Annotated in this window: 10 protein-coding genes and 1 pseudogene; all 11 read right to left on the reverse strand. The window is 62.9% G+C overall.

The window, feature by feature from the left end; translation table 11 throughout:
- Positions 1 to 24 precede the first annotated feature (24 nt).
- Positions 25 to 1,604: pseudogene (locus AB4N33_RS01850) on the reverse strand (aldehyde dehydrogenase (NADP(+))).
- A gap of 69 nt (positions 1,605 to 1,673) precedes the next feature.
- Positions 1,674 to 3,062: a fosfomycin efflux MFS transporter AbaF gene (gene abaF, locus AB4N33_RS01855; RefSeq protein WP_476456275.1), complete on the reverse strand. Its 1,389-nt coding sequence runs from the start codon at positions 3,060 to 3,062 to the stop codon at positions 1,674 to 1,676.
- Positions 3,063 to 3,136: 74 nt separating this feature from the next.
- On the reverse strand, positions 3,137 to 4,054 hold the full coding sequence (locus tag AB4N33_RS01860) for a dihydrodipicolinate synthase family protein (protein ID WP_460122524.1): 918 nt from the start codon (positions 4,052 to 4,054) through the stop codon (positions 3,137 to 3,139).
- A 127-nt stretch (positions 4,055 to 4,181) separates the two neighbouring features.
- Complete coding sequence (locus AB4N33_RS01865) at positions 4,182 to 5,210, reverse strand: trans-3-hydroxy-L-proline dehydratase (protein ID WP_476456276.1); 1,029 nt, start codon at positions 5,208 to 5,210, stop codon at positions 4,182 to 4,184.
- 124 nt (positions 5,211 to 5,334) lie between these two features.
- A complete protein-coding gene (locus tag AB4N33_RS01870; RefSeq protein WP_460122528.1) occupies positions 5,335 to 6,057 on the reverse strand; it encodes an amino acid ABC transporter ATP-binding protein in 723 nt (240 codons plus the stop codon).
- The gene (locus AB4N33_RS01875; protein WP_476456277.1) at positions 6,050 to 6,700 is read right to left on the reverse strand and encodes an amino acid ABC transporter permease; all 651 of its coding nucleotides are present in this window, start codon (positions 6,698 to 6,700) and stop codon (positions 6,050 to 6,052) included. Before AB4N33_RS01875 ends, AB4N33_RS01870 begins: the two co-directional genes overlap by 8 nt.
- Before the next feature lie 10 nt (positions 6,701 to 6,710).
- On the reverse strand, positions 6,711 to 7,376 hold the full coding sequence (locus tag AB4N33_RS01880) for an amino acid ABC transporter permease (RefSeq protein ID WP_460122532.1): 666 nt from the start codon (positions 7,374 to 7,376) through the stop codon (positions 6,711 to 6,713).
- On the reverse strand, positions 7,369 to 9,141 hold the full coding sequence (lhpI, locus tag AB4N33_RS01885; protein ID WP_476456278.1) for a cis-3-hydroxy-L-proline dehydratase: 1,773 nt from the start codon (positions 9,139 to 9,141) through the stop codon (positions 7,369 to 7,371). The genes AB4N33_RS01880 and lhpI overlap by 8 nt, the downstream gene beginning before the upstream one ends.
- A 10-nt stretch (positions 9,142 to 9,151) precedes the next feature.
- The gene (locus AB4N33_RS01890; RefSeq protein WP_460141260.1) at positions 9,152 to 9,970 is read right to left on the reverse strand and encodes an ABC transporter substrate-binding protein; all 819 of its coding nucleotides are present in this window, start codon (positions 9,968 to 9,970) and stop codon (positions 9,152 to 9,154) included.
- A gap of 230 nt (positions 9,971 to 10,200) precedes the next feature.
- Positions 10,201 to 10,953: a PAS domain-containing protein gene (locus AB4N33_RS01895; protein ID WP_476456279.1), complete on the reverse strand. Its 753-nt coding sequence runs from the start codon at positions 10,951 to 10,953 to the stop codon at positions 10,201 to 10,203.
- Between the two features lie 690 nt (positions 10,954 to 11,643).
- A complete protein-coding gene (locus AB4N33_RS01900) occupies positions 11,644 to 11,946 on the reverse strand; it encodes a DUF3077 domain-containing protein (RefSeq protein ID WP_476456280.1) in 303 nt (100 codons plus the stop codon).
- Positions 11,947 to 12,722: the final 776 nt, after the last annotated feature.

The raw sequence follows: 12,722 nt of genomic DNA on the forward strand, positions 1-12,722 counted from the left end.
ACCGAACCATCGGTGGCGCTTTTTTTACAGCGCGTCGCGCGTGCTTGTACCGTCCACCAGTCGTGCGATGCCCAGCGGGTTGGCGTTTTTCAGTGGCTCGGGCAGCAGCGCGTCGGGGCAGTTCTGGTAGCAAACCGGGCGCAGGAAGCGTTCGATGGCCAGGCTGCCCACGGACGTGCCACGGGCGTCGGACGTGGCCGGGTAGGGGCCGCCATGCACCATGGCGTCGCAGACTTCGACGCCGGTGGGGTAACCGTTGAGCAGCACCCGACCGACCTTTTGCTCCAGCAACGGCAGCAACGCGGCGTGCTGTTGCAGGTCGCCGTCCTCGGCAATCAAGGTGGCCGTGAGTTGCCCGTTGAGGCTGCGTAGTGCCTGTTGCAACTGGGCATCGTCAGCGACCTCCACCAGCACCGTCGTCGGGCCAAACACTTCTTCCTGCAACAACGGGTTGCCTTCGAGCAACAGGCTGACGTCTGCCTTGAACAGTTGTGGATGTGCCTGTCTGCCTTGTTGTTCACGTCCGGCCAGATGTTCGATGCCCGGTTGTGCGAGCAAGGTCTGTACGCCCTTGGCGTAGCTGTTCAGCGTCCCGTGGTTAAGCATGGTTTGCGCGGGTTGCCCGGCCATCAGCCCGGTCAGCGAGGCGGTAAATGCACTGAAGGCCGGGGAACGGATACCGATCACCAGGCCCGGGTTGGTACAGAACTGACCACAGCCCTGCACCACCGAGGCGGCCAGTTCGTTGGCAATTTTCTCGCCCCTTGCCTGCAACGCGTCGGGCAGGATCACCACCGGATTGATGCTGCTCATCTCTGCGAACACCGGGATGGGTTGCGCTCGTGCGGCGGCCATGTCGCACAATGCGCGCCCCCCTTGAGCGACCCGGTGAAACCCACCGCCTGGATCGCCGGATGCTTGACCAGTGCTTCACCAACGCCGGCGCCGTAGATCATGTTGAACACGCCCTTGGGCATGCCGGTCTGCTCGGCGGCGCGGAGGATGGCGTCCGCCACCCGCTCGGCGGTCGCCATGTGCCCGCTGTGGGCCTTGAACACCACCGGGCAACCGGCAGCCAGTGCGGCAGCGGTATCGCCGCCGGCGGTGGAGAAGGCCAGTGGGAAGTTGCTGGCGCCGAACACCGCCACCGGGCCGACGCCGATCCGATATTGGCGCAGGTCCACACGTGGCAGCGGCTGGCGCTCGGGCAGTGCGCGGTCGATACGCGCCGCGTAAAAATCACCACGGCGCAGTACCTGAGCGAACAGGCGCATCTGGTTGCTGGTGCGCAGGCGCTCGCCCTGGATGCGGGCGGTGGGCAGTGCGGTCTCGCGGGTCACCAGCGTGACGAAGTCGTCGTCCAACGCTTCGAGTTGCGTGGCGATGGCTTCGAGGAATTTGGCACGGCGGCTGGCCGAAAGGCCACGAAAGGTCGGGTAAGCGGTTGCGGCGGCTTGGGCTGCAGCATCGACTTCTGCCGCAGTCGCCTGAGTGAAGGTAAAGGGCAGCGCTTCACCCGTGACGGCATCGTGGCTGTGCACGGTGATGGCGCCGGTAGCGCTGCGCGCGCCACCGATGTAGTTGTGGCCGATGATCTCGGACATGAAAACTCCTGTTGGAAATGTGGCGTGTCCTGCCGGAGACGCGAAGGCGCCTCCGGCAGGGGCGTCACGTCAGGCCAGCGAGTCGCTGCGGCGGGTGCCCGCCGCTTCGACCTTCACCGTGGCGGCGACACGGGCGGCGGCCTCGCTGTCGACCAGGTGCAGCGACTTGCCACGGGTTTCCCGGGTCAGGCCAACTGCAACGATGGAGATCAGCGCTGCGGCCACCAGATAGAGCGCGATGGGTGTCGAACTCTGGTACTTGTTGAGCAGGGTGATGGCGATCAGCGGGGCCAGTGAGCCGGCGAAAATCGGCGCCACCTGGTAACACAGCGACAACGCGGTGTAGCGCACGTGGGTCGGGAACATCTCCGCCATCAAGGCCGAGTAGGGCGCATAGGTCATCGATTCGATGGCCAGGCCGAGCGTGATGGCGGCCATGATCAGCCAGTTGTTGCCGGTGTCCATCATCGGGAAACCGACGAAACCCCAGAACGCCGTGAGCACCGCGCCGGTCAGGTACACCGGTTTGCGCCCGACCAGATCGGACAGGTAACCCATCAGCGGAATCAGGAAGAAGTGCAGCAGGTGCGCGCCGAACATCAGGAGCAGGATTTGCGTGGTGTCCTTGTGCACCACCAGTTTCAGGTAGGTGATCGAGAACGTCACGACGGTGTAGTAAAGAATGTTCTCGGCGAATCGCGCGCCGATGCCGACCAACACCGAGCGCCAGTGATGGCGCAGCACTTCCACCACCCCCAGTTGCTGCTGTTTGGTCTGTGCCTGTTTGGCCTGGGCCTCCTTGAAAATCGGTGCGTCATCGACGCTGGTTCGAATCCAGTAGCCGATCAGCACGACCACGGCCGACAGCCAGAACGCCACACGCCAGCCCCAGGCAAGGAATTGTTCCTCCGAGAGACTCGACGACAACGCCAGCAAGGCAACGGTCGCCAGCAGGTTGCCCGCCGGCACACCCGCCTGCGGCCAACTGGCCCAGAAGCCCCGGCGATTGTCCGGACAGTGTTCGGACACCAGCAGGATTGCGCCGCCCCATTCGCCGCCGAAGGCGAAACCCTGGATCAGGCGCAGCAGCACCAGCAGCACGGGTGCGGCGTAGCCGATTTCGTTGAAGCCGGGCAGGCAACCCATCAGGAAGGTGGTGATACCGACGACCACCAGGCTCAGTTGAAGCAGGCGCTTGCGCCCGAATTTGTCACCATAGTGACCGAACACAAGGCCGCCCAATGGGCGGGCGAGAAAGCCGACGGCATAGAGGGCGAAGGCGGCGATGATGCCGTCGATGGCGTTGCCGGTCTGGCGGAAGAACAACTGGCCGAAGACCAGCGCCGAGGCAGTGCCATACAGAAAGAATTCATACCATTCGGCGACGGTGCCGGCCATGGCGGCGGCCACGACGCGCTTGAGGCCGGCCGGTGTGGTTGCGTGTTGAGTGTTGGACATGCTCGCGTTTCCTGTAGTGGCGCAAAAAAAACAGGCAACCGGGCCGGGTCCGCGAGGACCCGCCCGGCAATCACTCAGAGGCCGACGTCGGGCAGGTGCGGACGGTTGGCCAGGGCCTTGGCCATGATCTGCTCGACGAACACGCGATCGGCTTCCGGCAGGGCCAGGCGCGGTGGACGGGTCAGCGCGCTGCCGCGACCGGCGATGGCTTCGCACAGCTTGATGCACTGGACCAGGTCGGCACGGGCGTCCAGGTGCAGGATCGGCATCAGCCATTCGTAGATCGGCATGGCTTCGGCAAAACGACCGGCCTTGGCCAGGCGGAAGATGGTTTCGCCTTCTTTCGGGAATACGTTGGACATGCCCGAGACCCAGCCCTCGGCGCCCACGGCAATGCTTTCCAGGACCACGTCGTCGAGGCCGGCGAACAACACAAAACGGTCGCCCACTTCATTGCGCACGTCGATGAAACGGCGGGTGTCGCCCGAGGAATCCTTGAAGCACACCACGTTGTCGCAGTCGGCCAGGGAAATCAGGATGTCCGGGGTCACGTCGTTTTTGTAGATCGGCGGGTTGTTGTAGACCATCAACGGCACGTCGGCGTTTTTCGCCACGTAGCGGTAGTGCTCGGCGGTCTCGAACGGCTTGGAACCGTAGACCAACGCCGGCATCAGCATCACGCCATCGACGCCCACCTTGCGCACCGAGTTGGCCACTTTCGCCGCTTGCACGCTGGTGAACTCGGCCACGCCACAGATGACCGGTACACGGCCACGGGAGGCGTCGACCGCGACTTCGGTCACGGCGATTTTTTCTTCGGCGGTCAGCGAGGTGTTCTCGCCCACCGAACCACACACCACCAGGCCCGACACGCCGTCACGAATGACGTTGGAAATCACTTCGTGGGTCTTTTCCAGGTTGATGGTGAAGTCATCGTTGAATTGGGTGGTCACTGCGGGGAAAACACCACTCCAGTTAATGCGCTTGCTCATTGTTGCCTCCGGGGTTGTTTATTGTATTTCGTATACGATATTTAAAATGACAATGCTCGGCTAGTGCTATTTCGCTTTTTGCAGGCTTTTTCTTCGCCGTTGGTCCGGGTGTCGAGCGCGCTAGCGGTCAGGCGCCCGGCCAGGTGTCCGACAGTCGATAGCCTTGTGGCCATGGATCGCTCGGATCGAGCAGCAGTTGGTGGGTGCCCGTGACCCAGGCCCGCCCGGAAATGCACGGGTAGATAGCAGGGCGGCCGGCCACTTCAGTCAGTGAGTCGATGCGGCAGTGGAACTCGGAGCCGATGATCGAGCGACCGATGAAACGCTCGCCCACCTGCATCAGGCCCTTGGCCTGCAACACCGCCATGCGTGCGGAGCAACCGGTGCCGGTGGGCGAGCGGTCGATCTTGCCCGGTTGGATCACCACCGCATTGGCGCCGGTGGCGATGTCGTTTTCCATGACCACGGGGGCGGCAATCTGGCAGAAGGAAATGTGCGACCACTCCGGGTTCAACGGATGAGTGAAGCCCAGTTGCTCGTTGGCAGCGCGGGTGATTTTCAGCCCGACCGCCACCAGGTCGGCGGCTTCATCGGGGCGGATGGCAAAGCCCAGGCCCTGGGCATCGGCGATCACGAAACTGTCGCCGCCATAGGCGGTGTCGACCTTGAGCGAACCCAGCCCTTCGACTTCGATCCACGCGTCGAGGCGGTCGGCGAAGGACGGCACATTCTTCACCTCAACACGCTCGACCTTGCCGTCACGGCAGTCGGCCACGGCTTCGATCAGGCCGCCGGGGGCTTCGAGCACCAGGCGGGTTTGCGGTTCGGTCATCGGCAGGATGCCGGTGTCGAGGAGCACGGTGGCCACACACAGGGAATTGGAACCGGACATGGGCGGCGTGTCGGCCGGTTCCATGATGATCCAGGCCATCTGCGCCCGTGGGTCCTTGGCTGGCACCAGCAGGTTGACGTGACGAAACACGCCGCCACGGGGTTCGTTGAGCACGAAGTTGCGCAGGGTTTCATCCCGGGCGATCCAGCGGGATTGTTCCCACACCGTCGCACCGGGTGGCGGGGCGACGCCGCCGACGATCACGTCGCCGACTTCACCTTCGGCGTGGCAGCTGACGACGTGGATGACTTTTGATGAGCGCATTATTTGCTCCTTGTTGTGTCTGTTCGGGCCTCATCGCGGGCAAGCCCGCTCCTACAGGGGGGACGCCGCTAACCCTGTAGGAGCGGGCTTGGTCCGGGCGGCGTTCCGACGATGGGGCCACCGCCTATTTCACCGACTTGAGAAACGCCGCCGTCTCGGCATGCACCGGATTGCCGATCACCTGGTCCGGCGAGCCGATCTCATGCACCAGGCCATTGCGGAAGAACGCCACGCGGTCGGACACGTCGCGGGCGAAGCGGATCTCGTGGGTCACCAGCACCATGGTCATGCCGTCCTCGGCGAGCATGCGCATGGTGTCCAGCACTTCGCCCACCAGTTGCGGGTCGAGGGCTGAGGTGGCTTCGTCGAACAGCATGTAGTCCGGCGACATGGCCAGGGCGCGGGCGATGGCCATGCGCTGTTGCTGGCCGCCCGACAGCTTGCCGGGGAACACCTTGAGCTTGTCGCCCAGGCCCACGTGGGTCAGTTGCTGTACGGCCAGCGCCTCGGCTTCGGCCTTGCTCTTGCCCAGCACCTTGCGCGGCGCCAGCATCACGTTTTCCAGGACGGTCAGGTGCGGGAAGGCATTCCACTGCTGGAACACGATACCGATCTTCTGCCGCAGTCGATTGAGGTCGGTGGCACGGTCGTGAACCTCGATGCCGTCGACGCGGATGCTGCCTTTCTGGATCGGTTCCAGGCCGTTGATGCACATCAGCAGGGTCGATTTGCCCGAGCCCGAGCCGCCGATGATCGAAACCACTTCGCCCTTGTTGACGGTCAGGCTGACCCCCTTGACCACGTCGAGGTCGCCAAAGGATTTGTGTACGTTTTCGATCTCAATCATTTTCTTGCCACCTTGTTTCCAGACGAGCGCCGAGGCGTGCGACCACCAGGCTCATGACGTAGTAAATGAGGCCCGCGATGCACAGCACCAGCAGCGGTTCCTGGATGCGGGTCACGATGGTTTGGGAGGCGCGCAGCAATTCGACGATGCCGATCCACATCACCAGCGCGGTGTCTTTCATCACGCCCAGCACCAGGTTGAGCCAGCCAGGGAAGGCGACCCGCGTGGCAATCGGCAGCACGACAAAGCGCAGGTCCTGGAAGAAACTCATGCCCAGCGAACGGCTGGCCCGGCGCAAGGTCAGCGGCACCGCCAGCACGCCACCGCGCACGATCTCGGTGAAGTACGCGGCCGCGTAGACACCCAGTACGATGCAGCCCACGGAGAAGGCGCTGATGTTCAGGCCGGCGATGCTCTTGAGCGAGTTGAACAGCACGAACTGGATCAACAACGGCACGCTGCGAAACACGTCCAGCACCCAGGCCAGGGGCAGGGTGGCCCGTGGCAGCAGGGCGCGCAGCAAACCGAAAACAAGCCCTGCGAAGGTGCCCAGCAAAATCGCCCAGCAGGTCAGTTGCAGCGTGACCCAGGCGCCGTCGAGCAGGAACAACAGATCGTTCCAGGTAAAACTGGTTGATAGCATGGTCACGTCCTCAGTAACGGAACAACCGCCAGGCCATCAGCCGGGCTGTCGCGACAATCGCCTTCGCGATCAGGTAATACAGCACCGCCGCGATGGCGAAATATTCGAAGGTGCGGAAGGTCTTGACGTTGTAGTCCTGGGTCACGCCGGTCAGGTCGTTGTTGAGTCCGACGATCACCCCCAGCGAAGTCATCAGTACCGCCCAGACCATCTGGTTGCTCAACGGGTAGAACACGATCCGCAACAGTTGCGGGACGATGATCAGCCGGTACGCCTGGAAGGCGCTCATGCCCAGTGAACGGGCGGCGCGCACCTGCGTGCCGGGCACGGCCTTGAGTCCGCCGCGAAAGTTTTCCGCGAGATAACCGGCGTTGTTGAAGGTGATCCCCGCCAGCAGGGCGATCCACGAACTGACGTGCAGGCCCATGGAGCCGAGGCCGAAATACAGGATGTAGATCTGGAACAGCGACGGGGTGTTACGGGCGATCGACACCCAGCCGTTGCCGATGGCGCGCAGCAGCGGTTGTTTGGTCTCGCGCATGACCGTCAGGGCCAGGGCGATCAGCACGCCGAAGATCATCGACAACGCCGCGGTCTCGAACGTGACCCAGGCGCCGGCGAGCATGTCCGGCAGGGCGCGCAGGGCCGCGCGCCATTGGAAGGTATAGTCAAACATGCGCAGGGGTCTCCGTCGGCAGGGCAGGTTGCAGCCAGGTGGGCAGTCGTCCGCTTGCAGTGCCAGTGCGAGCGGCTTCGACGCATTCGGCGAGGTTGGCGAAATGCACCGTGCGCCCTACCAGGCCCGGTGCGTAATGGGCGAATTTGCCCGAGTTGGTCATCAGGGTGGTGGCGCCTGGCGGGATCACCGGCTCGCCGAGCATGCACCAGCAGGTGTCGGTTACCAGGGTGGCGCCAAAGCGTTCAATCTCGTCGATGTGGCCGGCGGCGCGGGCCTGTTCCAGCACGGCACGACCGCAGGTAATCGCCAGCACTGTTGTGGCGTGTTTGCTTTTGCCACTGCACAGGCGCGCCAGGTGGGCGAACTCGCTGAGCGAGAAATGCGGGTTGCCCAGGGACACAATGTCCACGTGCGCATTCGTGGCACTGTTGAGTTCACGCCAGCTGCGCAACAGGTCCTGCAACTGGATCTGTTCCTCGGGCAGCGCGGTGTCGCCGTCCAGCACCTGCGTTGGATCCAAGGCTTCGGGGGTGACTCCCGCGATATGGAACATCGGCGCAGCGGACGTGGTGGCGAATGCCGCGCCGAAGGCTTTCAGGTCATCGAGGTCTGGCGCCTGTTGTTCGAGGCCCAGCACCAGCGGAATCCGGGTGCCGGCAAGGGCGCCGACGTGGTAGCCGAGCAAGGGGTAGAACGCGTCGTCGAGTTCAGTCAACGGCGGCAGTTCGATCAGCAGTTGCGCCTTGCGTGGCGCGTCCAGGTGGCAGCCGATCATGGGGGCACGGCCGGTCAGGGCAATGCAGATGTCCAGGTAGTCCGGGTACTTGAGGGTGCGCGCGCCGAGCACGCTGTTGGCGTAGACCACCGCGTTGGATTCGGCCCAGACGATCTGCTCGCCGGCCTTGGGGGCACTGTCGAGCAAGTACGGGGCACAGGTGAAACTCAGGCTGGCGCCCATCGCCATGTAGGCATCACCCAGGGCGTTGGCGGGTTCGCCCAATGCAGGCTCGATACCCAGCTCGCGCCAGCGGCGCTGGTCCACGGAGATTGAATTGAGGGTGGTGGGTACACGAACCTTCGCGCCCCACTGCACCAGTTGTTCGGCAAAACGCAGGCTTGCCGGGCCCGTGTAGATGCAGCCGTCGATGTGCGCCTGGGTCACGTCCAGCAAGCGTGGTGCGCCTTGCAGTTCGGCCATGCGCAAGACGATCTGCATGGCCATCTGCGCAGCTTTGCCGTGCTTGCCATCGAGCAGGGCATGATCGAGCTCACTGAGCTCGATGTGGCCGCCGCTTTCATGGGTTTGCAGTGGCGTGCCGAGCGCTTGCCAGGCATCGGCGGGCGCCTGGTCGAACAGGCTCAGCCCGGTGTTTTCGATACGGGCAAAGGCCTTGCCGCGCAAGGTGGCGAAGGCTTCCCGGCCGATGCACAGCACCGGCAGGGAACGCCCGAAAATCGCCTGTGCCACCAGCACACCCAGGGTCAGGATCTCATCGGCTTCGGCCAACACCAGCGCGGCCGGCGCATGACCGTTGCTGATCAGTTCCATCATCACGCTGCTGCCGGTGCACGAGCCACGTCCGCTGGGAATGGCCAGCACCCGACCGCTCAACTGTTCACCGCTGAGCGGATGGTGACGGTCGATGACCTCACCGCTGAAGGGGTCGACCCCGCCCCAGAAGCTCAAGCCCACATCAGCGAACAGAAGCGGGCCCTGGGCGCAGCCGGCCATCAGGCTGCGACCGTGCAGTGGCAAAGGCATGCCGGACACCTTAGTAGTAGACCTTCGGCACGGTCAGGTCGGTCGGCGGGATCTCGGTGCCGACCCACTTGGTGAACAACTCGTTGTACCGGCCGCTACGCACCTGCTGGTTGACGAACAGGTTGAGGTAGTTGAGCAGGCCGTACTCGCTGCGCTTGGCGGCCAGGGATACGTAGTCGATAACGTAGGGCGCGTTACCGGCGACTTTCAGGTTTTTGTATTTACCCGACTTGATGGTGGCGGCCGCCACGGTGTTGGTGACGACGGTGGCGTCGATGTGACCCTGGGCCACAGCCAGCAACGTGTCGTTTTGCGACTGATAGGCGCGGAAGGTGCCGCTGCCCCATTTCTTCACATCGCCTTCCAGGGCGATGGCTTCAAAGGTGCCGCTGGTGTTACCCAGTGCCTTGCCCTTGAGGTCGTCGAAACTGTTGATGCCGGTGTTGTCGCGAGTCAGCACGACCATCTGAAAGGCGAAGTACGGCACGGTGAGGCCAACGGTCTTGGCACGTTCGAGGGTGTCGGAAGTGGACGCGACGATCACATCGGCACGCCCGGAAATCAGCGCTGGAATGCGGTCCGGGAACGGCGTCTCAACCACTTCAGCCTCGACCCCGAGGATCTTCGCCAGGTCGTTGCAGTAGTCCACGTCGAAACCGACGGGTTTGTTGCTGGCATCGCGAAAGCCCATGGGCGGGAAGTCCAGGGTCACGGCGCAGCGCAGCTTGCCGGAGCCGATGATGTCATCGAGCTTGTCGGCCTGGGCGGTAGCGACGAAGGAGGTACTGAGAACAGCGCTGAGGGCTACGGCAAATGCGGGGTTTTTCATAGAAGCCTCGTGGTCGGAAAGTGCTGTTAGATATCGTATTGAGGATTTCGTATACGATATTAACTGTTAGCAAGTGGCGTGCCGGTTTTGTGTTTTTTTGGCGAAAGGCCAGTAGGCCGCTAAACAGTGCGGTTGCAGGGGGAATGGAATCTTTGGCCGCGAGGGCGGAGGTTGGGAGGTGTTACGGAAGGGAGCACGCCAAGTGCGCAGCGCCCCCTAACGGAACATTATTATTGGCGACGACCTTCACGGTATTGGCTGGGGGAGAGGCTGGTCAGTGCGCGGAACTGGCGGCTGAAGGCGCTGTGGTCGGTGTAGCCACACCGCAGGGCGATTTCGGTGATGGGCAAGTCGGTCTCGAGCAAGAGCCGCGAGCCTTCCTCGAGACGCGTCTTGTGGATCATCTGCCGGGGCGTGAGTTGGAATACCCGTTTGCAATGGCGTTCGAGTTGCGCCACTGAGAAGCCGGCGATGGCGGTCAGTTCGGCCAGGCTGATGGGCCGGGCGAAGTGCCGGCGGATATGGGCGTCCACTGCCGCGAGTTTCTGGAACGCCGGATGGTTGGACTGGGGGAGTTGCAGATCGCGAGAGATACCGGCGAGGCCGACGATCCGGCCCTGTTCGTCCTGCAGGGCGAGTTTGTGGGTCAGGCACCACACCGGTTGGTTGCCCAGGTACAGGTGCAATTCCAGTTGGTCAGCCAGTTCGCGTCCGGTGGACAGCACTCGCCGGTCCTGCTCGGTGTAGAGCGGGCCGTAATGGGCGGGGAAGACCTGGTCGGCGGTGAGGCCGAGCAGGTCTTCGCGGTGTTTGAAGCCGCAGCGCAGGGCCAGGGTCTGGTTGACGAAGACGTAGCGGGCTTCACAATCCTTGATGAAGAAAGCGACATCCGACAGGGTATCGAGCAGCGTGGCGATGGGGTCCAGGCTGCTGAGCAGGGTGGGCAGGTCGCAGGGTTTGAAGCTGTTGAGTGAGGGGAACATGGTGTTCTTGGGGTGGTGGCGACACCCCGGATCATAGAGGCTCGGTGGCGTCTTGGTCGACCTGATTTGTCCTCTTGGACACGGTCCCCTGTGGGAGCGGGCTTGCCCGCGAAGGCGGCCTTCCGGTTGAGCATGTTCTTGTTGGTGTACATATCCGTTGCTGCGGTAACGGCTGCTTATGGTTCCGCTCTTACAGCGGGTCACTTTTGGCAAACGCCCCAAAAGTAACCAAAAGGTCTCGCCCCGGCGTCCGGTCCCTCGCCTAGGCTCGGGATCCCTTCGCTCCGGCATCCCTCCGGGGACATCGCCTACGGTTTGCTGCGCTGCACCTCCTCTCGATGTGTGCGGCTACGCCGCACGGCGCTACGCGCCCACTCCCCGGATGAATGCCTCCACTCAGCCTTCCGAAGGGGCGGGTGGATCAAGAGCAAGATCAAAAGCTTTCAAGGCGAGCTAACGCTCGACCTTGTGGTTTGGTTGGGTTGGCGCTGTCCCTGTGGGAGCGGCGGTGCGACGATTCGACTTGCCCGCGAAGGCGATCTTGCAATCGCCCCAGCATCGGCTGGTGTACACCGTCCCTGTAGGAGCGAGCTTGCTCGCGATGGTGGTTCGGACAACGTGGGGTGTCAGATGGCCCGCGTTATCGTTGACCTCCATCGCGAGCAAGCTCGCTCCTAAAGGGGGCGGTGGTTATTGGCTGGTTTGAGGTTTTGTTGGCGATGGTGTCAGGACCTTCGCCACATCATCCACCAGCGCCTTGCTCAGTTGCGTCAGGTAATGCGCAGCCCAGGCGTGCCGGTCGGTATCGCGGACGAAGGCGGCGTCCTGGGTCAGACCTTTGGCGAGAAACAGGAAATCGGAGGCCATGGACAGTGCATCGGCGAGCGGGACGTTGCGGGTGACGTGGAACAGGGGGTTGTCGGAGCAGTAGATGAGGGGCGTGAGGCCGATGGTTTTGAGGTCTGCGGTGCGGCGGGAATTATTTTTTGACATGGTCTTTCTCCAACAGTAAGAGAATTCGCCACGTTCGTTTCCAAGCGAGTGGGTGGCGGCTGTGCGCAGGTTGGAAACCGGAGACCACAAATCCGGCACGCCCGTAGGCGTCCCACGCACAGCTGCCTTAACACTTCAATCGTGCCATGGGCGCCTTGCGTTGTGATCTGACGGGTTTCCAAGCCCGATCGCTGAATACCCAGCGACGACCCGAGACTATCCCCCGAAAAAACACGCAACAAGGCATCAAAGTGCCCAACAGCAAGATTCGGAGTTTGCCTACAAAGACTTGTAGGCGCTATCCGATATTTCACCATCACCGTTAAACGTAAACCTCTTCTCCTGTAGGAGCGAGCATGCTCGCGATGGTGGTTCGGGCACCGCGGGGTATCAGGCAGCCAGCGTCATCGTTGACGTCCATCGCGAGCATGCTCGCTCCTACAGGGATGGTGTACACCAGCAGATGCAGTGGCGATTGCAAGATCGCTTTCGCGAGCAAGTCCGCTCCCACAAGGACTGCGCCAGTCAAACCAAACCACGAGGCCGAGCGTTAGCTCGCCTTGAAAGCTTTTGATCCACCCGCCCCTTCGGAAGGCTGAGTGGAGGCATTCATCCGGGGAGTGGGCGCGCAGCGCCGTGCGGCGCAGCCGCACACATCGAGAGGAGGTGCAGCGAAGCAAACCGGAGGCGATGTCCCCGGATGGATGCCGGAGCGAGGGTATCCCGAGCCTAGGCGAGGGACCGTACGCTTGGGGCTAGCGTTTTTTGCTTACTTT

Source organism: Pseudomonas sp. S1_E05, from assembly GCF_056337105.1.

What these genes read in the sequence shown, in the direction of transcription:
- abaF (WP_476456275.1), bottom strand. Translation starts at nt 3,062, where the DNA reads ATGTCCAACACTCAACACGCAACCACACCGGCCGGCCTCAAGCGCGTC.
- AB4N33_RS01860 (WP_460122524.1), bottom strand. Translation starts at nt 4,054, where the DNA reads ATGAGCAAGCGCATTAACTGGAGTGGTGTTTTCCCCGCAGTGACCACC.
- AB4N33_RS01865 (WP_476456276.1), bottom strand. Translation starts at nt 5,210, where the DNA reads ATGCGCTCATCAAAAGTCATCCACGTCGTCAGCTGCCACGCCGAAGGT.
- AB4N33_RS01870 (WP_460122528.1), bottom strand. Translation starts at nt 6,057, where the DNA reads ATGATTGAGATCGAAAACGTACACAAATCCTTTGGCGACCTCGACGTG.
- AB4N33_RS01875 (WP_476456277.1), bottom strand. Translation starts at nt 6,700, where the DNA reads ATGCTATCAACCAGTTTTACCTGGAACGATCTGTTGTTCCTGCTCGAC.
- AB4N33_RS01880 (WP_460122532.1), bottom strand. Translation starts at nt 7,376, where the DNA reads ATGTTTGACTATACCTTCCAATGGCGCGCGGCCCTGCGCGCCCTGCCG.
- lhpI (WP_476456278.1), bottom strand. Translation starts at nt 9,141, where the DNA reads ATGCCTTTGCCACTGCACGGTCGCAGCCTGATGGCCGGCTGCGCCCAG.
- AB4N33_RS01890 (WP_460141260.1), bottom strand. Translation starts at nt 9,970, where the DNA reads ATGAAAAACCCCGCATTTGCCGTAGCCCTCAGCGCTGTTCTCAGTACC.
- AB4N33_RS01895 (WP_476456279.1), bottom strand. Translation starts at nt 10,953, where the DNA reads ATGTTCCCCTCACTCAACAGCTTCAAACCCTGCGACCTGCCCACCCTG.
- AB4N33_RS01900 (WP_476456280.1), bottom strand. Translation starts at nt 11,946, where the DNA reads ATGTCAAAAAATAATTCCCGCCGCACCGCAGACCTCAAAACCATCGGC.